Source organism: Flagellimonas lutimaris, from assembly GCF_051494225.1.
In the GTDB taxonomy this organism is placed as follows: domain Bacteria; phylum Bacteroidota; class Bacteroidia; order Flavobacteriales; family Flavobacteriaceae; genus Flagellimonas; species Flagellimonas lutimaris_A.
In genome coordinates, this window is sequence record NZ_JBNPYE010000002.1 from 283,070 (window position 1) to 305,421 (window position 22,352).

At 41.3% G+C, this 22,352-nt stretch carries 26 protein-coding genes and 1 tRNA gene; 21 read left to right on the forward strand and 6 right to left on the reverse strand.

Translation table 11 applies throughout. The features are described from left to right. The first annotated feature begins 98 nt into the window (after positions 1–98). The 7 genes from ACQQ5U_RS06435 to ACQQ5U_RS06465 all read left to right on the forward strand — a co-directional run bounded on the left by ACQQ5U_RS06435 (position 99) and on the right by ACQQ5U_RS06465 (position 4,578). Positions 99–788: a hypothetical protein gene (locus ACQQ5U_RS06435; RefSeq protein ID WP_437396154.1), complete on the forward strand. Its 690-nt coding sequence runs from the start codon at positions 99–101 to the stop codon at positions 786–788. Positions 789–836: 48 nt separating this feature from the next. Then, complete coding sequence (gene rsmI, locus ACQQ5U_RS06440; RefSeq protein ID WP_437396155.1) at positions 837–1,508, forward strand: 16S rRNA (cytidine(1402)-2'-O)-methyltransferase; 672 nt, start codon at positions 837–839, stop codon at positions 1,506–1,508. 53 nt (positions 1,509–1,561) lie between these two features. Then, positions 1,562–2,629 carry a helix-turn-helix domain-containing protein gene (locus ACQQ5U_RS06445; protein WP_437396156.1) on the forward strand — a complete coding sequence of 356 codons (1,068 nt, stop codon included), beginning with the start codon at positions 1,562–1,564 and terminating at the stop codon, positions 2,627–2,629. Between the two features lie 76 nt (positions 2,630–2,705). Further along, positions 2,706–3,056 carry a hypothetical protein gene (locus ACQQ5U_RS06450; RefSeq protein ID WP_437396157.1) on the forward strand — a complete coding sequence of 117 codons (351 nt, stop codon included), beginning with the start codon at positions 2,706–2,708 and terminating at the stop codon, positions 3,054–3,056. 9 nt (positions 3,057–3,065) lie between these two features. Next, entirely contained in the window at positions 3,066–3,416 is a 351-nt protein-coding gene (locus ACQQ5U_RS06455; protein ID WP_437396158.1) for an SPW repeat domain-containing protein, read from the forward strand. A gap of 26 nt (positions 3,417–3,442) precedes the next feature. Next, positions 3,443–3,916 (forward strand): YHS domain-containing (seleno)protein, encoded by a 474-nt coding sequence (locus ACQQ5U_RS06460; protein ID WP_437396159.1) that lies wholly within the window; start codon positions 3,443–3,445, stop codon positions 3,914–3,916. Positions 3,917–4,002: 86 nt separating this feature from the next. Next, entirely contained in the window at positions 4,003–4,578 is a 576-nt protein-coding gene (locus tag ACQQ5U_RS06465; protein WP_437396160.1) for a uracil-DNA glycosylase family protein, read from the forward strand. Between the two features lie 9 nt (positions 4,579–4,587). Here the strand turns inward: ACQQ5U_RS06465 and ACQQ5U_RS06470 are convergent, their stop codons facing one another. Continuing rightward, the gene (locus ACQQ5U_RS06470; protein ID WP_437396161.1) at positions 4,588–5,190 is read right to left on the reverse strand and encodes a carboxymuconolactone decarboxylase family protein; all 603 of its coding nucleotides are present in this window, start codon (positions 5,188–5,190) and stop codon (positions 4,588–4,590) included. A gap of 55 nt (positions 5,191–5,245) precedes the next feature. On the opposite strand from ACQQ5U_RS06470, the gene ACQQ5U_RS06475 reads away from it, so the two are divergent. The 4 genes from ACQQ5U_RS06475 to ACQQ5U_RS06490 all read left to right on the forward strand — a co-directional run bounded on the left by ACQQ5U_RS06475 (position 5,246) and on the right by ACQQ5U_RS06490 (position 9,400). Next, positions 5,246–5,668 (forward strand): OsmC family protein, encoded by a 423-nt coding sequence (locus tag ACQQ5U_RS06475; protein ID WP_437396162.1) that lies wholly within the window; start codon positions 5,246–5,248, stop codon positions 5,666–5,668. Positions 5,669–5,765: 97 nt separating this feature from the next. Beyond that, the gene (locus ACQQ5U_RS06480) at positions 5,766–6,437 is read left to right on the forward strand and encodes a lysoplasmalogenase (protein ID WP_437396163.1); all 672 of its coding nucleotides are present in this window, start codon (positions 5,766–5,768) and stop codon (positions 6,435–6,437) included. A gap of 8 nt (positions 6,438–6,445) precedes the next feature. Next, positions 6,446–8,134: a single-stranded-DNA-specific exonuclease RecJ gene (gene recJ / locus ACQQ5U_RS06485; protein WP_437396164.1), complete on the forward strand. Its 1,689-nt coding sequence runs from the start codon at positions 6,446–6,448 to the stop codon at positions 8,132–8,134. A 6-nt stretch (positions 8,135–8,140) separates the two neighbouring features. Then, positions 8,141–9,400 carry an MFS transporter gene (locus tag ACQQ5U_RS06490; protein WP_437396165.1) on the forward strand — a complete coding sequence of 420 codons (1,260 nt, stop codon included), beginning with the start codon at positions 8,141–8,143 and terminating at the stop codon, positions 9,398–9,400. Here ACQQ5U_RS06490 and ACQQ5U_RS06495 read toward each other — a convergent pair. The 4 genes from ACQQ5U_RS06495 to ACQQ5U_RS06510 all read right to left on the reverse strand — a co-directional run bounded on the left by ACQQ5U_RS06495 (position 9,397) and on the right by ACQQ5U_RS06510 (position 12,922). Further along, positions 9,397–10,164 carry a UDP-2,3-diacylglucosamine diphosphatase gene (locus ACQQ5U_RS06495; protein WP_437396166.1) on the reverse strand — a complete coding sequence of 256 codons (768 nt, stop codon included), beginning with the start codon at positions 10,162–10,164 and terminating at the stop codon, positions 9,397–9,399. The two genes, ACQQ5U_RS06490 and ACQQ5U_RS06495, sit on opposite strands and share 4 nt — an antisense overlap. Positions 10,165–10,265: 101 nt before the next feature. Continuing rightward, positions 10,266–11,033, reverse strand: a complete 768-nt coding sequence (locus ACQQ5U_RS06500) for an enoyl-CoA hydratase/isomerase family protein (protein WP_437396167.1) — start codon at positions 11,031–11,033, stop codon at positions 10,266–10,268. 41 nt (positions 11,034–11,074) lie between these two features. Next, the gene (locus ACQQ5U_RS06505) at positions 11,075–12,409 is read right to left on the reverse strand and encodes an MATE family efflux transporter (protein ID WP_437396168.1); all 1,335 of its coding nucleotides are present in this window, start codon (positions 12,407–12,409) and stop codon (positions 11,075–11,077) included. Between the two features lie 12 nt (positions 12,410–12,421). Further along, positions 12,422–12,922: a GNAT family N-acetyltransferase gene (locus tag ACQQ5U_RS06510; protein ID WP_437396169.1), complete on the reverse strand. Its 501-nt coding sequence runs from the start codon at positions 12,920–12,922 to the stop codon at positions 12,422–12,424. Positions 12,923–12,975: 53 nt separating this feature from the next. Here ACQQ5U_RS06510 and ACQQ5U_RS06515 point away from each other — a divergent pair, with 53 nt between their 5' ends. Further along, the gene (locus ACQQ5U_RS06515; RefSeq protein WP_437396170.1) at positions 12,976–13,773 is read left to right on the forward strand and encodes a universal stress protein; all 798 of its coding nucleotides are present in this window, start codon (positions 12,976–12,978) and stop codon (positions 13,771–13,773) included. 57 nt (positions 13,774–13,830) lie between these two features. Continuing rightward, positions 13,831–13,907 (forward strand) — tRNA-Ala (locus ACQQ5U_RS06520). A gap of 329 nt (positions 13,908–14,236) precedes the next feature. Here ACQQ5U_RS06520 and ACQQ5U_RS06525 read toward each other — a convergent pair. Continuing rightward, positions 14,237–15,070: a helix-turn-helix domain-containing protein gene (locus tag ACQQ5U_RS06525; RefSeq protein ID WP_437396171.1), complete on the reverse strand. Its 834-nt coding sequence runs from the start codon at positions 15,068–15,070 to the stop codon at positions 14,237–14,239. A gap of 100 nt (positions 15,071–15,170) precedes the next feature. Between ACQQ5U_RS06525 and ACQQ5U_RS06530 the strand changes: the two genes are divergently transcribed. From ACQQ5U_RS06530 to ACQQ5U_RS06565, 8 genes are all read left to right on the forward strand, one after another. Continuing rightward, positions 15,171–15,962, forward strand: a complete 792-nt coding sequence (locus ACQQ5U_RS06530; RefSeq protein WP_437396172.1) for a hypothetical protein — start codon at positions 15,171–15,173, stop codon at positions 15,960–15,962. A gap of 30 nt (positions 15,963–15,992) precedes the next feature. Beyond that, positions 15,993–16,595, forward strand: a complete 603-nt coding sequence (locus ACQQ5U_RS06535) for a sugar O-acetyltransferase (RefSeq protein ID WP_437396173.1) — start codon at positions 15,993–15,995, stop codon at positions 16,593–16,595. 22 nt (positions 16,596–16,617) lie between these two features. Next, positions 16,618–17,103: a cupin domain-containing protein gene (locus ACQQ5U_RS06540; protein ID WP_437396174.1), complete on the forward strand. Its 486-nt coding sequence runs from the start codon at positions 16,618–16,620 to the stop codon at positions 17,101–17,103. A gap of 123 nt (positions 17,104–17,226) precedes the next feature. Then, on the forward strand, positions 17,227–17,691 hold the full coding sequence (locus ACQQ5U_RS06545; protein ID WP_437396175.1) for a cyclophilin-like fold protein: 465 nt from the start codon (positions 17,227–17,229) through the stop codon (positions 17,689–17,691). 48 nt (positions 17,692–17,739) lie between these two features. Further along, on the forward strand, positions 17,740–18,657 hold the full coding sequence (locus ACQQ5U_RS06550; RefSeq protein ID WP_437396176.1) for an alpha/beta hydrolase fold domain-containing protein: 918 nt from the start codon (positions 17,740–17,742) through the stop codon (positions 18,655–18,657). Between the two features lie 112 nt (positions 18,658–18,769). Beyond that, the gene (locus tag ACQQ5U_RS06555; protein WP_437396177.1) at positions 18,770–19,234 is read left to right on the forward strand and encodes a (2Fe-2S)-binding protein; all 465 of its coding nucleotides are present in this window, start codon (positions 18,770–18,772) and stop codon (positions 19,232–19,234) included. Between the two features lie 16 nt (positions 19,235–19,250). Beyond that, positions 19,251–21,509 carry a molybdopterin cofactor-binding domain-containing protein gene (locus tag ACQQ5U_RS06560; protein ID WP_437396178.1) on the forward strand — a complete coding sequence of 753 codons (2,259 nt, stop codon included), beginning with the start codon at positions 19,251–19,253 and terminating at the stop codon, positions 21,507–21,509. A 506-nt stretch (positions 21,510–22,015) separates the two neighbouring features. Further along, a complete protein-coding gene (locus ACQQ5U_RS06565; RefSeq protein ID WP_437396179.1) occupies positions 22,016–22,285 on the forward strand; it encodes a helix-turn-helix domain-containing protein in 270 nt (89 codons plus the stop codon). Positions 22,286–22,352: the final 67 nt, after the last annotated feature.

Genomic DNA, 22,352 nt, shown 5'->3' on the forward strand with positions numbered 1-22,352 from the left:
CTACTAAAAAATTGCACCCCTGTTTTCAATAAGATTTTAACCTTTTGTTGATAGGGTATTGGCAAAATCATTATATTTTTATAGTAAAGAAAAAAGCTATGATACGGAAATTGAGGGAAGAGTTGATTAAGTTGTCCACCGAAATAATTACGGCAAGAGAGGACACGGATCTTACGGCACTTTATGAGAAGTCCAAAGAGATTTATGAGAAGTTGGCCGTACTGAAATTCATAGACGAGAAATTGAGCGATGTTGAGGTTGACACTAGCAAAAATGTGATTGCCACAAGGTTTGAGAAAATGGCAAACGCGGTTTTGAGCGGAAACATTTCTGTGCCTGAAAGCAATCCGCACCAAGAAGATATTATGACCCCGGGTATGGACACCATTAAGGACATGGTTTCCGAAATGCCCTCCAATGCTGATTTGGAAAAGGTGTTTGCCGAATTTGTGGCCAAGCCTGATTTTATGAAAAATGATAAGGAAAACTTGGCTCCGACCGATGATAGCGCTGTTTCCACCCAGCAGAAAAAAGTTAAATCTTTGAACGACAGATTGGCCAAGGACCTTCAAGTGGGGCTCAATGATAAACTTGCCTTTGTAAAGCACCTTTTTAACAATAGTATGGAAGATTACACAAGGGTACTTTCCCAACTCAATACTATCGACACCGAGGAACGTTCCATTGCATTTATCAACAATATGGTAAAACCGGAGTACAACAATTGGGAGGGTAAAGAAGAATACGAAGCTCGCTTTACCGCTTTAATTGAACGCAGGTTCGCATAAATTTATTTTTCCAATTTCATTTTAACTGGAAGATCTTAACTTTGGTCCATGGGAAAGCTATATCTGGTTCCAACACCAATCGGAAATCTTGAGGACATGACACTTCGCGGCATCAAAGTTTTAAATGATGTTGATGTTGTATTGGCCGAGGATACACGCACCAGTGGGAAACTCCTAAAGCATTTCGAAATTAGGACCCCTTTGCAGAGTCACCATATGCACAACGAGCATAAGCAGGTGGATTCCTTGGTGCAAAAGATGAAAGATGGTTCCACATATGCCCTAATCTCCGATGCCGGTACCCCAGCTATCTCCGATCCTGGGTTTTTATTAACGCGCGCTTGTGTTGAGAACGATATTGAAGTGGAATGTCTACCAGGTGCCACTGCTTTTGTACCCGCTTTGGTGAATAGCGGTTTGCCGAATGACCGATTTGTTTTTGAAGGATTTTTGCCCGTTAAAAAAGGTCGCCAGACACGACTTTTGGAACTTGCCGAAGAAACCCGGACCATGGTTTTTTATGAATCGCCCCACAAGCTCATTAAAACTTTGACCCATTTTGCCGAGTATTTTGGAGAGGACCGACCTGTTTCAGTATCTAGGGAATTGACCAAATTGTACGAGGAAACGGTTAGGGGCACCCTCGTTGAAGTGATAGAACACTTCACATCGAAACCGCCTAAGGGAGAATTCGTTATCGTTGTGGGCGGAAAGAAATAGGTGTTAGTTAATTAGTTGAGTTCCGACCAAATTGACATAAACATTAGCCAAAAATGGTCCACAAGTTTAGCCCTGAAATAAATAAGGTGTACTTCATCAACCAGTACACACTTTTTCACATACTTTCTGGTTCAGGCTGTATTCAAGTTGATTTTAAAAACTACGAAGACTGGAGGGACAAGGCCATTTATTTGGAGAAAGGGCAGTATATAAAATTCCTGTCCGATGATTTTCTAGTGCGCACTATTGAATTTCCCAGCAAGCAGGTTTTTGACAACAAAGATGTTAGGGTACTTTTCAAACATTTAATTTCTCTGGGATACATCAACTTTAAGGAGTGTGCCGAATGCCAGAAGTATCTTTCCGAAACAATTTTTGAGGACAGCACCAAGGAGATCATTGATGTCTCCCTTAAACAATGGTTTTGGCAAAACCCTTTCAACGCCAGTAAAAATGAGTATCAGGTTATTTTTGACATCAAAGAGGTGATAGATCAAGAGTATCCCAACCATTTGACAAGTAAGGACTTGGAGGCTTTATTTCGAGCAAATGGGTATAGGGCCCATAGTCTGGTAAAGGATAAATTGGGGATTACGCTCAAAACCATGTTGGAAGAGAAACGATTGGTGGAATGCAAAAAAGAAGTGGCCTTTACCGATAAAAACATTCAAGAAGTTTCTTACGATATGGGCTTTAAGGACCCCGCCTATTTTAATCGGGTGTTCAAAAAACGAACAGGACATAGTCCAACACAATTTCGAGAAAACTTCGACTACAAGCGGAAGGATCCCTTTGTTGAAGATTTGATTCACCTATTGAGGGAACACCATACCCAAAATCGCTCTTTGGCTTTTTATGCCGATAAAATGAACCTTTCCATAAAGACCCTAGAAAAAAAGACCAGGAATAAGATGAATCAATCCTTAGGCCGTTTGATTAGGAGTGAATTGGTGCATACTTCCAAAAAACTATTGTACAATGACTTGCCCATAAAAGAAATCTCCATTCAGCTTGGCTTTGAAGAACCCAATCACTTTTCCATGTTCTTTAAGCACTACACGGGTATCAACCCATCAGAATTTAAACACCAAAAAGTACAAGGAAACACTCCTTTTTTGTAGCAAACTTCGCCCCAGGTCATCAGACATTTGCCATGTAATTACAACAAATAAAGTTTAATCACTAAAAACATAGCAAATGGATATTAGAACCTTAGCTACAGAAATGGACAGCATTGTTGCACAAGGTGCAATAGTTGAAGCTGTGGAGAAGTACTTTGCAGAAGATGCGAACACTTCAGACTACAACCAGGTGACCACCGCTGGGAAAGCACAAATGGTGGAAAAAATGGAGGGCTTTGCAGGTGCCATTGCCAAGGTAAATGGCATTGAACTGCACGGAACCTTTGTGGACGGGAATGTTACCACATCGGAATTTACTTTTGATTTTCTGATGAAGGATGACAGTAAAGTGTACTGGCATGAAATCATTAAACGAGTATGGAATGATCAGGGTCAGGTAATCCACGAGGAATACTTTAACGCTTAAACCAAGACCATGAAACTTAGGTTTATTACACCAACCCTTCATGGGGTAGCGGATTATACCGCAGGACTTGGCCTTGTTGTGGCGCCCTTTCTTTTGGGTTTGGGCAAAACATCGCAAGTGGCCATTTGGTTCTCGGTGATTAGCGGGCTTGCGGTTTTTGCCGCCAGTTTGCTCACCGATTACAAACTGAGCCTGCTCAAGGCAATTCCATTCCAAGGACATTTGGCCATAGACCTTTTGGTGGCCGTAACCTTTATGATCGTACCGTTTGCCTTTGACTTTTCCGGATTGGATGCCATATACTATTGGTTCAATGCAACGGTCGTTTTTTTAGTAGTCTCGCTAAGTGCGAGTAAATAATCACATATTTTTTTAATACATAAACAATGAAAACATTAAAGAACATTTCAATTTTACTGATTGCGGTCGTTACCGTAAACACTTCTTTTGCCCAAGATAAACAGGCGAATAATATTGACAACAGCAATATTGCTTTGCAAGGCTATAGCCCGGTTTCCTATTTGGATTTGGGAATTGCCCAACGCGGAGTAAAGGATTTCAAGTCGGAGCACAATAAGATCGTCTATTACTTTACAGATGCAGACCAAAAGAAGAAGTTTGACAAGAATCCTAGCAAATACTTACCACAATACGGAGGATATTGCGCCTTTGGGGTATATGCAGGAGCAAAGTTTAGACCAGACCCCAACAAGTTTATTGTAAAGGACGGAAAGTACTTTTTGTACCTATATAATCTTGAATTGGATGCCCAACAATTGTGGCTTGCCGAAAACAACCACAACAAACTGGTTCAAAAGGCCAATGAGAATTGGAGAAAGTTGAAAAACACCTATAACTAGACTTTTCTTGATTGATTGTTGAAATACCTCGGCGGTAAAATGCTGGGGTATTTTTTCCATTTACACTAAATTCATTGATTGAAAACATGGACCATCTTCTTTCACAAATCCGAAACTGCTCAATTTGCACGGAACACCTACCCTTGGGCCCCAGGCCTATTGTGGTTGGCCATCCTAAATCCAAAATTGCCATTATTGGTCAGGCACCCGGTACCAAGGTGCATAAAACGGGTATACCATGGGACGATCCTAGTGGAAAACAATTACGAAAATGGCTAAATGTAACGGACGAACAATTTTATAATGAACAGCTTTTCGCCTTAATTCCTATGGGTTTTTGTTACCCTGGAAAGGGAAAATCCGGGGATTTGCCCCCAAGGCCAGAATGTGCTCCGTTATGGCATAAAGCTTTGGTAAATCAAATGTCGGATCTAAAACTCACCATTCTAATAGGTCAATACGCTCAAAAATATTATTTGGGCGATACGATGAAAAGGAATCTTACCGAAACAGTAAGGAATTACAAAGAATATTTACCCCATTATATTGTGCTGCCACACCCATCTCCAAGAAACCGATTTTGGTTGAGCAAAAACCCTTGGTTTGATAAAATGGTATTGCCCGATTTAAGAGAAAGAGTATTGATGAGTCTTAATTCCTAAATCTATCATCTAGTATTTAGACCCATCATGCTTCCCTTTTTCCCAACCCACTTCACCTAAATATTTTTCCGCACTTTCCACGGCGCCATCTTCTATGTTGGTCCCCATGGAATCGTTCCAGCGGTTCAGGTAGCCAAAAAGTGAGATTACCCCCATCATTTCTACAATTTCACCATCATTCCAGTGCTTATGCAACTGCTTTTTAATATTAGCATTAACCGTATTTGGAACTTGCGATGCAGCTAAGGCAAAATCCAGCGCAGCTTTTTCAGATGCAGAAAAAGCACTATGCGTTCTGTACTCCCAAATGTTGTCCAGTTGTTCCTGTTCGGCTCCATATCGCTCTGCGGCCCTTATGGCATGTGCTTGGCAATAACGGCACCCGGTAGCATTACTGCTCACCCAGGCGATCATCCGTTTCAAGGCAGAAGTCACTCTGCCCTCATTGGCCATTACCGCTTTGTTAAGGTTGATGAATGCTTTGGAAATTGCCGGCCTATGCTGCATGGTGAGTACAGAATTGGGACAAAACCCAAGCGTTTCGTTGAAGAACTCCGCTAGTTCTTTTGTTTCCTGGTCATGATCGGGGGAAAGGGGGTCTACTAAAGCCATGGATGATATTTAATATTGTATTTTTGAATTCTACAAGTAACAAAAATTATATTTCATGACAAATCACGTCACTACCACATGGTTGGGTGGAACTACTTTTGAGAGCACAAATCCTTCTGGACACACGATTAAAATTGATACATCTCCAGAGCATGGAGGGAGTAATGAAGGGCTACGTCCCAAGGCATTGATGCTTACTTCATTGGCGGGGTGTTCAGGATTGGATGTGGCATCATTAATGAAAAAAATGAAACTTGAAGTGGAAGAATTCAAGATTGAAACCATCGCCAACCTTACGGATGAGCACCCAAAATACTACGATTCCGCGGTAATTGAGTATCATTTTACGGGCCCCAACCTAAAGGAAGACAAACTTAAAAAAGCAGTAGATCTTTCCGTGGAAAAATATTGTGGTGTGATGGAAATGTTCAGAAAATTCGCCAAATTGGACATTAAGATTTTTTATCATAACAAATAGGCCGAACACAAAGGACAATAACCTCTAGTTCCTTTTTGATGATATGGGTTTTTTTGAAGCCTATATTGTTCGCTGTCAACATTAAAATTGAAACAAAATGTGGCTAAAAAAGAATGGGTTATATGTATTATTGGGTGTTTCTGTCATCCTTGCGATTTTAGGAGTTTCCACTGCAAATTTTATTTTTAAGTCCGGCACAGCCGGGATGGGGATTCTCATAATTCTGATACTCTACGCACAGTTAAAGAAAAATGCCAAGGATACATGGTGGATTCTTGGAGCCTTTTTGTTTTCCATTATCGGGGATTGGTTTTTGTCCCATATGAATGGGGACAGTCTTATGTTTGTAAAGGGAATCGCCCTCTTCTTTTTGGCACATGTGGGATATTTGCTCTACGCTTTGTTCAATGGACGTATCAAAGGAATGTTCACTGGAATTTTATTGGCTGCATATTTGGTATTTTTCTTTTTGGTACTGTATCCCAACTTTACAGATGTAGCTTTAATGATAGCCTCTTTGGTGTATTTGCTTATATCCTGCTTTTCGTTGGGAGCGGCAATGGGCATGGAAAGAAATTCCACAGAAAAATGGAGCTATGTTTTTGGTATTGTTCTTATTATTTTCTCTGATACCATTATAGCCTTTAAGGAGTTTGTGGATTATCATACGTTTGATTTTCTCATAACCCCGACCTATTATCTTGCCCACATTTTTATTACATTTTCATTGATTAAAAGATTTGAAAATAAAGTCCCAACAACAAAATAACACCTACTATGCGTTGGACCATAAAACCAAAACCTACACAAGAATCCATTGACCATCTTTCCAACAAATTAGGGGTAGATGATTTAGTTGCGCAACTGTTGATTCAGCGGGGAATTACTAATTATGAAGAAGCCAAAGCATTTTTTCGCCCCGAATTGAGCCATTTACACGACCCTTTTTTAATGAAGGATATGCATAAGGCCGTTGAGCGTATTGAACAGGCTTTGGCAAACGAAGAAAATATATTGGTCTATGGCGATTACGATGTGGACGGAACTACTTCTGTGGCTTTGATGAGTTCCTTTTTGATGGAATCTTACCCTAATGTGGCCACCTATATTCCCGATCGCTATTTGGAAGGCTATGGCATATCGTTTCAAGGAATAGATTTTGCTGCGGATAACGATATTAGTTTGATGATTGCATTGGATTGCGGAATCAAGGCCATCGACCAGATTGCATACGCCAAGGAAAAAGGAATTGATGTCATAGTTTGTGATCACCACCGACCGGGTAAGGAACTGCCCGATGCTGTTGCCGTATTGGACCCTAAACAAGAAGATTGTCCCTACCCGTACAAAGAACTTTGCGGATGCGGGGTCGGCTTTAAACTGATTCAAGCTTTGGGGTCTAAACAAGGTGAGACCATAGAAGATTTAATGCTGTATTTGGATTTGGTAGCGACCGCCATAGCGGCAGATATTGTTCCTATTACGGGTGAAAACCGAGTTTTGGCTTATTATGGCCTCATGATAATCAATGAAAATCCAAGAACAGGAATAAAAGCTTTAATAGATCAAACAAAAAAACGAGAACTAACCATTACCGATGTGGTGTTCATTGTTGCACCACGAATCAATGCTGCGGGACGTATGAAGCATGGCCAACATGCAGTTACGCTTCTTACGGAAACCGATTTTGCCACAGCGAAACAGTATGCTTCAGAAATTGAACAGTTCAATACGGAGCGAAGAAGTTTGGATAAAGAAATCACGGAAGAAGCTTTGATCCAAATTCAGGAAAACCAAGAAGAAGATAGGTTTACATCCGTTGTATATAATGAAAACTGGCACAAAGGGGTGATAGGGATTGTAGCTTCTCGGTTAACGGAAACCTATTACAGGCCAACTTTGGTCTTCACCAAAAGTGGGGATAAATTGGCAGCTTCTGCCCGTTCGGTTAAAGGGTTTGATATTTATAACGCTTTGGAAGGCTGTTCCGATTGTTTGGAACAGTTTGGCGGGCATATGTACGCGGCGGGACTCACACTATTGGAAGAACAGTACGAAGCCTTTAAAATTCAGTTCGAGAAAGTAGTTTCGGAATCCATTGATCCAGAACTACTAAAGCCCGAAATATCTGTAGATGCCAAAATAGAAATCAATCAAATCACGCCAAAATTGATGCGGATTCTTAAACAATTTGCTCCCTTTGGTCCTGGGAACATGACCCCTATTTTTATGGCGGAAGGGTTAAAGGATACAGGCTACGCTCGCGGAGTAGGTGAGGGCGAGAAACATTTAAAATGTAGCCTATATCAAACAGGTTCCAATCCCATTGGGGGCATTGGGTTTAATTTGGGCGACAAATTAGCTATAGTTAAGGGCGTAAAACCTTTTGATGCCGTATTTTCGTTGGATGAAAATGAATGGAACGGAACGGTGAGCCTTCAACTAAAACTAAGAGATATTCGCTAGCATTTTATGGACCCCTACGCAGCACTCCGTTATAAGGAATTCAACATTTTTTTAATTGTACGTTTTGCCATGGTATTTGCATGGTCTATGCAATTTATCGTAATTGAGTGGCAGGTGTATTCGTTGACCAAAGACCCACTTTCTCTTGGAATTATTGGGTTGATGGAAGTGATTCCCGCCGTGAGCATGGCACTTTTTGCCGGGCATATTGTTGATCAGCGTGAAAAGCGAAACCTTTTGGTTACCTGTATTGTAGGGTTCTCGGTGATAAGTCTTGGACTGTTCTTGTTAAGTTGGCCCGGCCTTGAAGGATCTTGGGATTCCAAAACCATACTGTATTCCATTTATGCCTTGGTGTTTTTGGGTGGGTTTGTTCGCTCATTTCTCGGCCCGACTATTTTTTCGTTGATTGCTTTGATAGTTCCCAAAAAGATATATCCGAATGCAGCTACTTGGAGCAGCTCAACCTGGCAATTGGCATCGGTTTTAGGTCCTGCCTTGGCAGGATTTTCCATTAGCTGGATAGGTGTGCATTGGAGCATGTGCGTCATTTTTGGTTTCTCTTTGTTTGCCTTGATTTTCCTTTTTCAGATTCCAAAAAAACCTATTCTAAACCCCAAAATTGGAGAACCGGTTTTTCAAAGTTTACGAGACGGACTCAAATTTGTTTTTGGCAACAAGGCGATTTTTGGAGCGTTGACCTTGGATATGATTGCAGTACTTTTTGGAGGTGCTGTAGCACTTTTGCCCATTTATGCGCAAGATATTTTGCACGTGGGTTCCGAAGGATTCGGAATTTTGAGGGCGGCTCCTGCCGTGGGAGCCTCCATTACGATGTTGGGCTCCACACGATTTCCGTTGCACAAAAATGCAGGTAAAAAATTGTTGTGGGCTGTGTTTGCCTTTGGGGTCTGCATCATTGTGTTTGGACTGTCCGAACTATTTTGGTTATCGGTAATAGCCTTGTTCCTCAGTGGTTCAGTGGATGGCGTTTCCATGATCATACGGCAAACCATTTTACAATTAAAAACGCCGGACAATATGCGGGGCAGGGTAGCTTCGGTTAATTCCATGTTCGTGGGGTCTTCCAACGAGTTGGGCGCTTTTGAAAGTGGTTTGGCCGCCAAATTATTGGGAACGGTTACGGCGGTGGTGTTCGGTGGATGTATGACGCTTTTGACTGCAGGGACAACGGCGATTGCTTCACCTACGTTTAGGAAATTGGACCTTCAAGATGATATTGATCTACACGAAAAGGAAGGTTAGCCTTCCAGTTTCTCCAAGGTCAATTTCTCACCATCAAAAACGGCATAGGTAAAATAGGAAATCCAATCCCCTAGATTGGTATAGGTCGATTTATCGTTGAGTTTGATTTCCAAAGGTAAATGACGGTGACCAAAAATAAAATGGTCGTAATGTTGCTCTTCCAGCTTGCGCTTGGCATATAAAATAAGCCATTCCTTATTCTCTCCCAAGAATTTGGCATCGGCCTCACCTGAAATAATTTTGTTGTTCACGGATAGATGCTGTCCCAAGCGAACGCCCAAATCAGGGTGCAGCCATTTAAAAAACCATTGGGCAACAGGATTGGTAAATACCTTTTTCATCCGTTTGAAACCTTTGTCGTGAGGACCCAATCCATCACCATGGCCGATAAAAAAAGAGGTGTTGTTGATTAAAAACTGCTGGGGTTTATGGTAAACAGGAATATTGAGCTCTTCTTCAAAATAGCCATTCATCCAAAGATCGTGGTTGCCCACAAAATAGGTGATGGGTATGCCCATGTCCGACAGCTCGGCCAATTTGCCAAGGGTGCGCGTAAAGCCTTTGGGTACCACGGTTTTGTACTCGAACCAAAAGTCAAAAAGGTCGCCCATTAGAAAAATAGCGGCGGCATCATCTTTTATGGAATCCAGCCAGGCCACAAATTTTTTCTCACGGGGCAAACTGTCCTTTCGGGTAGGTGCCCCAAGGTGGTTATCGCTTGCGAAATAGACTTTTTTGCCTTTAGGCAGGGCAATGTTCTTCATTTATTTTTTATAACGTCTGTTGCTACGTATTCTGTTGACCACATACACCACAATTACGAAAAGAGCCAATATGGGGAAAAATAAATCGGGCATAACTACTTTTATTTTTTAAACTTTTTCAATGCATTTTTAGTATTCGGCGACAGTGCCAATCTTCCGGAAGCTTTGGCACGTTCCAACAATAAGTCGTCCCAATGCTCGGTTCCTTCCCAAAGTACTTTTTTCATTTCGGCCAAGGCTTCGGGATTGTAGGTTGCAAGTTTTTGAACGTGGATATCCAATTCCTTGTCCATTTCGGAAATGGAATCGTATACTTTGGCATACAAGCCTTGCTCTTTGGCCCAATAGGCATTTTTCCATTCTGTGGGATATAAAGTGAGCTCTGCCAAGGCCGCTTTTCCCATTTTGCGTTCCACGGCGGGAGCAATCACGAACGGACCGATTCCTATGGAAATCTCGGAGAGTTTAATGGCTGCTTCGACCGTTGCATGCACATAATCACAGGCAGAAGCCAATCCCACACCGCCACCAACGGTTTTACCCTGAACCCGACCGATAATCGGCTTGGGACATTTACGCATGGCATTGATTACGTTGGCGAACCCGCTGAAAAACTGTTTTCCTTCTTCCAAGTTGGAAACGGCCACCAATTCATCAAAAGAGGCACCGGCACAAAAGGCCCGTTCTCCTTCAGATTTTAAAACGATGACGGAAACCTCGTCATTTTCACCAAGCTTGTCAAATTCCTTGGCAAGGCGGGTCAAAAGTTCGGAAACAAAGGAATTACTGGCAGGGTGACCAAATTCGACGGTCGCCACCTTGTTTTCTATTTTGGTATATAAACTTCCGTTGGTTCTATCTGTTGTCATTAAAATCGATTGTCAGATGTCAGACTTATGTGAGCACTAAATTAAGGGTTTTGCACCAAGGGTCTGAACTTTCTTCTAAATTTCCAAACCAGGGAGAATCCGCGAATCATCATCCAGACCACAAAAGCAATCCAAATGGCATAAAAACCGAGCCCCAAATACATGCCCAAATACAGACATGGGATAAACCCTAAAAAAGTGGCGGCCAATAGCACATTTCGAAGATATTTCATTTCGCCCATTCCCTTAAATAGTCCATCAAAAATAAAGGCCAAAGTATTCATGGGCAGTCCCAGGATCACGATGTAAAAAATACTGTAAAAAGTGTTGAGCACAATTTCTTCATTTGAAAAAAGATGACCAATGGGTCGGTAAAAAACGAACCCAAGGCACATGAGGGCGAGGCTTACGACCATCCCATATTTAAATATGGTTTTGGCCAGTTTCCATAGGCCATCGTAATCGGCGGCGCCCAAAAGTTTTCCGCCCATACTATTGCCCGCGGCGGCATAACCATCAATAAAAAATGCAGCAAACAACCACAGGTTTACGGCAATGGTATGGGCTCCGATAAAACGGTCTCCCAAGGTGGTGGCCTCACGAACGGCAAGCATCAAAGCGGCATTGAGTGCCAAAGTCCTTACAAAAAGGTTAAGGCTCATGAAAATTAACCGTTTGATTTCTTTGTTCAGCGGAAGGGTCAATTTCATACTGATATCCGTCTTTTTCACCAATAAAATAAGAGCCAATATGGCCATGATGGCTTGGGCAATCAAACTTGCCCATGCAGCACCTTCCAAATAAAGTGCGGGAATCAATCCATCAATCCCATAAACCAAGGCAAAATCCAATAAGATGTTGAGGCCAGCACCCAGCATAGCGATTATCATGGGGTAGAAGGTGTTTTGCAGTCCTCTAAATATGCCAAATACGGCAAAGGTGAAAAGGGTAAGCGGGAATCCCCAAACCCGAATGGAATAGTAGGAAACACAATATTCCAAGATTTTTCCCGATGCATTGAAGAGTTCAAAAATTTCTTCAATTACAAAGATGGTGGTGAGCAGTACCACAATGCTCAAAAGGATGTTGAGGAAAATAGCCTGCGCGGGCAGGTTTTTTACTTCGTCCAGCCTTCTAGCTCCCAGATACTGGGAAATGATAGCGGAAATGGAGCTTCGGGTTTGGCCGAGCACCCAAATAAGCATGGACAAAAATGATCCCACTATACCTGCGGCTGCTAAGGATTCCAATCCGTCCATAGGAATATTGCCCACAATAGCTGTATCGGTAATGGAGAGTATGGGTTCCGCAATTCCCGAAATGGTTGCGGGAATCGCCAATTGGTTGATGCTCTTAAAATTTACCTGTGTGCTCAAATCGGCCGCAAGTTACAGCACTAATTCATAACAATGAAAAGGATGGTCGCTTTGTTTTGGAAAGTAGATGTCTCCCAGTTTTTGGTAGCCCCGTTGCTCGTAAAAATGCTGGTTTCTTTTGTTTTGGGAAAAGGTGTCCAACCGTACCGACACAAAACTGTTTTCTTTGGAATAATTTTCTGCAAAATCCATCATTTGTTGGGCCAATCCCTTGCCTTGAAGGTTTGGATGAACGGAAAGACGATGGATGTAAGTGCTGTTTCCATTTGGGGTCAACCACTCAATGGGTTTGTACTCTTCATCCATCAATGTTGATATCACAATAGTACCTTGAACGGCATTGTTTTCTTCAATAACAAAAAGTTCTTCGCGCTCTATGTCTTTTATAAAGGCTTCTTTGGAAGGGTAGTGCTCGTTCCATTGAAAAATACCGTTTGCCTGCATTTTTTTGGCACAGGCCTGGGTTATGATCAAGATATCAGGGATTTCAGATATCTTTGCGCGTCTTATCATTGATTCGTTTTAATATAATTGTAAATTTAAGGTTTAATCGTAATCACCAAACCATGAATAACATACTTGTACCCATTGGGACTTCTCCAGACTCTTCTCAAACATTGCAATACGCTGTTGACTTTGCCTTAAATTTTGGAGCTAAGGTCTATGTGATGGATGTATTTAATGTAACTACGGCCGTAGGAAGCTTGGCCAATGTAGAAGAAAAGGTAGCCAAGAGCAGCAAGGAGCACTTAAAAGAGGTGATACATCGGGTTGACACCAAAGGTGTTGATATAAAAATGACCACCTATAATGGAGATATTATAGATGGTTTAAAGAGCATCAACAAAGAATTAGGCATCGACCTGATCATTATCGCACCAAGGAGTAACGATATCCAGGAAGAACTTTACCTGGGGAATACTTCTGGTAGAATAATTAAACAAACAGAGATACCTACGCTGATTGTTCCAAAAGGGTCCACATTTATACCGGTGAAAAAGATATTGACCGCGTTTGGATCAGGTATCTTAAAAAGAAACAGTATTCTGACTCCATTGATCATGATTAAAAACAAATTTAGATCAGAGGTCAGTTTGTTATTAGTGAAAAGGCCAGGTTATACGGAAGATGATTTGAAGGTAAACACCGCTTTGATGGATTTAAGTTCACATTTGTCCATCACTGAAAATGGCACCACTTATTTGGGGGTAACGGAATACTTTCAGAAGGAGCATCCGGACATGTTGTGCGTGTTTAGAAGAAAACGAGGATTCTTTAAAAAGCTATGGGAAAAGAACACGATTCAAAAATCGGAATTCTTTGTTAAGATACCCGTACTGGTACTCAGCGTTAAAAAAGATTAAGGAAGCGGCGCAATTTTTGATACTTTCGGAAAAAAGTATTTCCTTTGCGCTCTCTTTGGGGGATTAGCTCAGTTGGCTAGAGCGCTTGCCTGGCAGGCAAGAGGTCACCGGTTCGAATCCGGTATTCTCCACCAGTTTTTATAAGGCTTCAAGAGTTTATGACTTTTGAAGCTTTTTTTATTTGCACGCAATTTGCACGCAATTTTGGTTTCAAATTAAACTGGGTATTATTTTATAAAAACTGCTCTGTTTTGATGTTTTTTCACTCTTTGCAGTATATTTTGAAAGAGTATCACATCTATTAAATGCGTTAACTTCAGTATTTGATTTAGGAATATAAGTCTTATAAAAGGTCAATTGACGAAACAACTAAAAGAGAACAAGAATTGGACTTTTAAAAATACTATTTCTCTTTTTTTAATTTGTACTATTAAACTGCTGCTTTAAAGAAAACATTTTAATATTACTCCAATCGATTTCTGTACTCCGTTGGCGTAGCACCCAAAACCTTTTTCACATACCGCGTGAAAAACGATCGGCTTGAAAACATCATTTTATCCGCAATTTCTGCAATGTTCAGATTTTTATTCTGCAAAAGGAGTATAATACGTTCCTTGGAGTATCGTTGGATCCATTCGGAAGCCGTGGTGCCTGAGTTCTGCTTGCAAACGTAATTCAAATATTTAGGGGTCACGTTAAGTTTATCGGCATAGAACCGTACTTCCCTTTCTCCGATACAGTGTTCTTGGATCAAATGATTGAAACGCTCGTATAATGAACCCGTTTGCAAGGTGCGTTTTCTGCGTTCGTATTCGTTCGCAAAGGTGTGCCACATTTCAAGAATGAACAAGCGCATTTGTAGCTTTAATACCTCTTCATAAAAGCGATGTTCTTTGTATTGGAATCTTTCATACAGCCATTTAAAATTTGATAAGACCCTCTTCCTGTCATTCTTTTCGTTCAACTGTTTTATGGGATACTGACGTGAATGTAGGATGGCATCGATACTCCAGCTTTGATCAGGGATATTATCGTATAAAAAATGCTTCTCCACTAGCAAAACTGTTGCCTTAAAGGCTTTAGAAAAAACCAAATCCTTCAACTGGCTTTCAGCGAACCAAAACAAAAATTCATTGCCTTTACATTGCATCGCTACGTTATTGAACAAAAAAGAAATGCTTCCTTGATGGCAAAACAAATGGGTATGGTAATAGGTATTGAAATCTATTGGAAATCTCGTTTCCTTCGATAATTCCAGAAGCACTATACGTGGCTTATTTTGATCTGTCTCCTTCAATTAATTATTGTTTTTACTAAAATAAGTGATATTTGACATTAAAGACGTAATTCGTGTTACAAATGTAAAAAATTGGTTTTTACCTTTGATTGTAAAAAAAATGAAAATTACTGCTCAGAACATGATAAATCTGATAGCACTTCTAATTGTTTTTTTCAGTGGATCTAGCGCAATGGCGCAAAAAGAAACTGAACCTGTTCTAGATGATTTCAATGGAACAGTAAGCATAACCAATAACGGATTTGCGTTAGTGCCTTCTTTTTCTTTGGGAGACCCGGCACTCCTATTTGATCTAAAATTTACCAAGGGAAAAGTTAGTTTTGAACCGGACATGCGATTCTCACTGGAAGGCAAGCCTTGGTCCTTTATTTTCTGGTTACGACATAAGGCGATAGAAAATGAGCGGTTTTCGTTGCGTCTTGGGGCACACCCGGCCTTGAACTTCAGGACGATAAATATTGTTAGAAATGGGCAACCGGAGGAGCTTTTGGAATCAAGGCGTTACCTTGCCGGCGAAATTGCGCCCACCTATAAGGTTTCGGACAATATTGGGATTGGATTGTACTATCTCTATGGCAGAGGTTTTGATGAAGGGGTCAGAAATAACCACTTTATGGTTTTGAATTCATATTTCAACAACCTCCATATTTCCGAAAAGTTGTATTTTAAAATATCTCCGCAGGCCTATTATTTACTTTCGGACGATTTGAAGGGTCTTTACGTTGTGAGCTTTATTTCCTTATTAAAAAAAGATTTCCCCGTTTCTGTTTCGGCCATCCTCAATAAGGCTATCGATACAGAGATAGTTCCAGAAGATGATTTCACATGGAATGTTTCCTTGATGTACAGCTTTGGTGGTACTAACAGGCGAATGTCGAAACTAAAAATATGATGGCCATCATAAATAGTTTAATTTGTAAAAATGGATACAGAAGAAGAGCAAAAAAAACAAAATAGTTCCAGTCCGGCGGATAAAGACATTTTTGAGCGGTTAAGGAAAGGAGAAAACATTCCGCCCAACGACCAGCAAGCCCATAGAATGCGTGAGGCTTCATTCGAAACCAAAAAATTATTGGTTCGAATGAACAATGCCACAGAATCTAAGGAGGTCAGGGATTTACTTAGCCAAATTACAGGGTGTGAAATTGACGAAAGTGTTGCCGTTTTTACCCCTCTGTATATCAATTACGGCAAGCATACAAAAATTGGCAAAAACGTCTTCATCAATTTTGATTGTGTTTTTTTGGACCTGGGAGGGATTACCATTGAAGATGGTGTACTGATAGCGCCCAAAGTCAGCTTGCTGACGGAAGGACACCCTATTTCTCCAGATAATAGACATACGCTCGTGCCGAAGCCAATCCACATTAAGAAGAATGCGTGGATCGGTGCCAATGCCACCATTTTGTATGGCGTTACCATTGGCGAAAACTCGGTAGTAGCTGCAGGTTCGGTCGTCTCCAAAGACGTTCCCGACAATGTTGTCGTAGGCGGTACTCCTGCAAAAATCATTAAGAAAATTTAAAACAGATAAAATGAAAACAAAGATGACACTCGCAGTTGCCCTACTATTATTAATAGGTCAGGCCTGCAACACAAAAGCTGAAAAACAGGAAAATGTGGAATCGGACAAATACGAATTGAATGCCATTTTCCCAAAGGGCGAAAAAGGTTCGGAAGAATTTTTTACGGGTAACGCTTATGCTATTCGCTTGGTGGACGCAGATTCAATACATACAACACTTGCTGGTAACGTTTATTTTGAACCGGGAGCAAGAAGCAACTGGCATACCCATCCTTCCGGACAGATCCTGATCATTACAGATGGTGTTGGCTATCATAAGATCGAAGGGCAACCCATGGAAGTCATCAAAAAAGGGGATGTAATAAAATGCCCGCCCAATGTTCGGCACTGGCACGGTGCAAGCCCTGATGTGGGGTTACAGCAGCTTTATATTATTCCTAATACGGAAAAGGGAATAGTAGAATGGCTTGAGCCTGTGACGGATGAGCAGTATACATCTAACAACTGAAAAAAATGGAGATTGTCAGTTAGGTGCTCAACCATCAGTTAAAGGGCCGTAAGGCACAAGTTATACCCAAGCTGGAGAAAGGTCTACTGGGCGATAAGGAATTTTAAAAACAAAATAAATTTCATGAAATCTATACTTTTGATGGTTTTGCTATTTACTTCAGCTATAATAGGCAATCCATCACCTTGCGAAGAGGCAAATATTCCCATGAAAATCGAAAATAAAGGCGCAATGGCATACGCTACAATCAAGATAACGGTAAATTCCAAAACCTTTACCGCTACGCTTTTGGACCATAAGTTGGCGAAAGCATTCAAGGATCTATTGCCCATGACCATTACTATGAACGAGCTGAACGGTAACGAAAAATATTATGATTTGCCAAACAGTCTCCCAACAGATTCGTATAACCCTAAATCGATTAAAAATGGGAACTTAATGCTATATGGCTCAAAAACCCTGGTCCTGTTTTACAAAACCTTTCCTACTCCATACAGTTATACAAAGCTGGGAATCATAGACGACCCCACCGGATTAAAAGAAGCACTTGGCACTGGCAATGTTGGGGTCACATTTAGTAATAATTAAAGTAATGTTCTGAAGATTAATAGATTATAATCTATTCAAATCCATAAGATGAAAACACCTAAAAAAATGAAAATAGCAAAACCATTATTTCTCGCAATGGCCATTCTGGTATTCCAATCAGCATTGGGCCAAACCGGCAATTCGGTGATTTCTTTTTTTCCTGAGGGTACCATTTTGCATGGCAATATAGCCTACAACAATGATACCTTACCGAAGCATCTTTTGGATATTTATTTGCCGCCCAAGGTAAAGGGCAAAGTTCCTTTGATCGTATTTATCCACGGCGGTGGGTGGATCGGTAACGACAAGTATGCCGATATCGGCTATATGAAAAATACGGTGGCAGAAATCCTAAACAAGGGATACGCTCTGGCTTCAATAGATTACCGATTTGCAACACAGGCCATTTTTCCGGCCCAGATTAAAGACTGTAATCGGGCAGTTTCCTTTTTATACGATAAGGCCGAACAATATGGGTTTGACAAAGAACGAATTGCACTAATGGGTTTTTCCGCAGGAGGTCATTTGGCTTCGTTTCAAGGCCTATCGAACAATGACAAAGTTGATGACTTCTTTATGCCCGGCACATCTCATGATTTTTCTTTTAAAGCGGTTGTAGATTTTTACGGACCATCGGAACTGATCCTATTTCCCGGAGCAAATGATCCCAAATCACCTGAGGCATTACTGATAGGAGCAGCGCCGCTTGAGCGTCCAGACCTTGCAAAGATCGCTAGCCCCACTTCCTATGTGGATGAGAACAATCCTCCATTTCTAATCATACATGGTGAAAAGGACGATCTGGTTTCCCCTAGACAATCTCAATTGTTAAGTGCTTGGTTGACCGTAAAAGGTGTGGAAAACGAATTAATAATCGTCCCTGAAGCTCCGCATTTCGGAGAAATGTTCGATGTAGAAAACATTCGTACTAAAGTCATTGGGTTTCTGGAAAAACATTTGAAATGAAAATTGCAAAAATGAAAATTCTTTTGAATTCAAATTGTTCCATTATACATTACCCAGAACAAATCATATATTTTTCGTAATTTAAATCTAATCATCCACGTACACTAAAATCATGGCAAAATTCAATCTAAAAATAAACGGGCTAACACAAGAAGTTGATGTGGACCCAACAACACCAATGCTTTGGGTACTAAGGGACCACGTAAAATTGGTCGGCACCAAATACGGTTGTGGTATCTCACAATGTGGGGCGTGCACGGTGCATTTAGGTGAAAACGCCGTGCGTTCCTGCCAACTTCCTGTATCAGCGGTGGGTGAGCAAGAAATTACAACTATCGAAGGTTTGTCCGAGAATGGCGATCATCCTGTTCAAAAAGCTTGGCTGGAAATCGATGTGCCCCAATGTGGGTATTGCCAAGCAGGACAGATTATGACCGCTTCGGCCTTATTGAAACGGAACCCAAATCCCTCAGATGAAGAAATTGAATCTGCTATGAACGGTAACATTTGTCGCTGCGGAACGTACATAAGAATAAAAAAGGCAATTAAAACAGCCGCAAATGCCGAAAGCGTTTAACTGTAAAGATTAAAAGATGACGAAGATAAACACACATATAGGACGTAGGGCTTTTATCAGGAATACAAGTTTGGCAAGTGGGGGGTTGGTACTCGGATTCAGTTTTTTAAATTCCTGTAAGCCAGAACGGGCAAAGGAGATGGCCGGCAGGGAGATGCCCGAGGAATGGTTCGAGATGAATTCGTATCTGAAAATTGGCGATAACGGTGTCGTGACCATTTATACGCCCAATCCAGAATTCGGTCAGAACATCAGAACATCGATGCCCATGTTGGTGGCAGAAGAGTTGGATGTAGACTGGAAAAACGTGGTGGTAGAACAGGCACCCTATCATGCAGAAAAATATGGCTTTCAACTTACAGGGGGCAGTACGGGAATAAAGGCTAGATGGACACCCCTTCGAATGGCCGGTGCCACCGCAAAACAGATGTTGATGGCTGCGGCTGCAAAAACATGGCAGGTTCCCGTAGAAGAAATTACTGTCGAAGGAGGAGTATTGCAACACGAGGCAACCAAAAAATCGGCGGGTTACGGGGAATTGGCTTCTGTTGCGGCAACGCTTGACGTACCTGTAGAAGTCCAACTTAAAGAAGTACTAGATTTTAAACTGATCAGCCGTTCCCAAAAAAATGTAGATGCAAAGAGTATCGTTATCGGCGAACCAATGTTCGGGTTGGATTACCAAAAAGAGGGTATGTTGATTGCAATGATCGTACATCCTCCAGCATTTGGAATGACCTTAAAATCGGTTGATGGAGAAGCAGCCAAGACCATGCCGGGCATCAAGGATGTGATAACGATCAAAAGTTTTAAGGAGGGATTTCAAAAACACGGTTTTGACACTAACGCTTTTCCTGAATTGGTCGCGATAGTCGGTAATTCCACCTGGGAGGTTATGCAGGCCAAAAAGAAAATTAATGTCGACTGGAAACCCATCACGGCAACTACTGAAATTGTCAATGGATTTTTTGGAAAGGAAACAAGAAATACCCCTGCGGGATTGGAATCCACACAGCGTCACAAGGCACAAATGGAAGCGCTTAGTGCCATTCCGGGAAATGTTGTACGAAAGGACGGGAATCCTGAGGCAGCCTTCAAAAAAGCGGCAAAGATTTTGGAAAGAAGTTATTCGGCCCCTTTTCTTGCCCACAATAGCATGGAACCTATTAATGCTTTCGCGCATGTGGAAGGCGATAAGGTGAAAATTGCGGCACCCATCCAGATTCCATCGTTTATCATTCCTACGTTAGAAAGCAGTTTGGGAATACCCAAGGAAAATATTGAGATGGAAATGCCACGAATGGGTGGTGGTTTTGGTCGAAAAAGCTATGCGCACTTTGTGGTTGAAGCGGCCCTCATATCCCAAAAAGTAAATGCCCCCATAAAATTGGTATATAGCCGTGAGGATGATATGACCACCGGTATTTATCGTCCGACCTATCATGCCACCTACCGCGCCGCATTTGATGAAAACAACGATTTAACGGCCTTACACATAAAGGCGGGGGGTGTTCCTGAAAGTCCTTTGTTCGCCAATCGTTTTCCTGCGGGAGCCATTGATAATTACCTAGCGGAAGAGTGGTCCATTGATTCCAATATTACGGTTGGTGCCTTTCGCGCTCCCCGGTCTAATTTTATGGCCGGTGCCGAACAGGCATTCTTGGATGAAGTGGCGGAAGCTATGGACAAAGACCCTATCCAATTTCGACTGGACCTGCTAAAACGCGCAAAGGAGAATCCTGTTGGAGAAAAGAACGACTATGATGCCGAGCGATATGCCGGTGTTTTGGAATTGGTACGGGAAAAATCGGCATGGAAACAAAATGATGAAACGAAACATCGTGGGGTTGCAGCCTATTTTTGTCATAACTCCTATGCAGCGCATGTACTGGACCTAAAGATGGAGAATGGCAAACCCGTGGTGGAAAAAGTAGTTTGTGCCATCGATTGTGGGGTTGTGGTAAATCCTGATGCGGCCACTAATATGGCAGAAGGTGCAATAACCGATGGTGTAGGGAATGCCCTTTTTGGTGAATTGACCTTTGAGGACGGAGTTCCCCAGAAGAATAATTTCCACCAATATCAAATGATACGGATGAAAGAGGCGCCAAAAGCAATCGATGTGCATTTTGTGCAGAATGAAATTGACCCAACAGGTATGGGAGAACCTCCGTTTCCCCCTGTGTTTGGAGCGGTAGCCAATGCACTATTTAAAGCTACGGGGCAACGGTATTATAGTCAGCCATTTATAACAAAAAAGCAAGTGGTAGGATAATTGGGTACATCACACTTAGGGGTTGACCTTTTAAAAGCATCAATTGTAAGGCCTCTATTTATTAGTGGGTTTAATTTTCGAAAGATGGTCTTAAGAATCGAATGATTTTTAGGACAGTTTTTTCCAAAAAATGTTTGGCTTTCTGCTAGAGGCATTAAAAACTTGAAACATCCAAACACAAAAATCTACCTTTTTTAAAGCACCCGTATTCGAATTCCCCTAGTCTTAATTGTTGATAACCCCGATTTCTTCCATTAAACCACTTATTTGCCCATATTAAAAATAGCTTGATTTGGTATCAAATAAAACCAAAAAAATCTTAGCGTTCATCAATGCTATTTAATTTGAACTGTTTTGTTTTAAAAAACTGTTTATCAGATATTTGTGAATAAAACTATCTATTCCATCATACTTTCCCTCCCCCTTCTTTTTATCTTTATCCAAAGAATTCTTCAAAAGAAAACAAAAGCGCTTTTGTTCATTTCCAATCTTTAAAAAGAAACAAAATGGACAATTTTTTAATACTTGAACGGCTCGACCGTTTGGAGCGGCTTATGATAGCCAACAAAGAGGTACTCACCTTTGATGAGGCCTGTGACTACACTGGTATATCAAGAAGCTACCTGTACAAGCTTACCGCTGCGGGGCATATCCCGCACTCCAAGCCCAATGGGAAACTGATTTTCTTCGAAAGGAAAAATTTGGTGCGTTGGCTGCTCCAAAACGAACGTAAACCATTGCCTGAAAGCGAAACGATTGGGGATTCGAATCCTTAGCCGCAGATTCATCTTTTATTTGTGGATTCGCCAAAAGTGGAAGTAATCACAAAATTTCAAAAAGTAC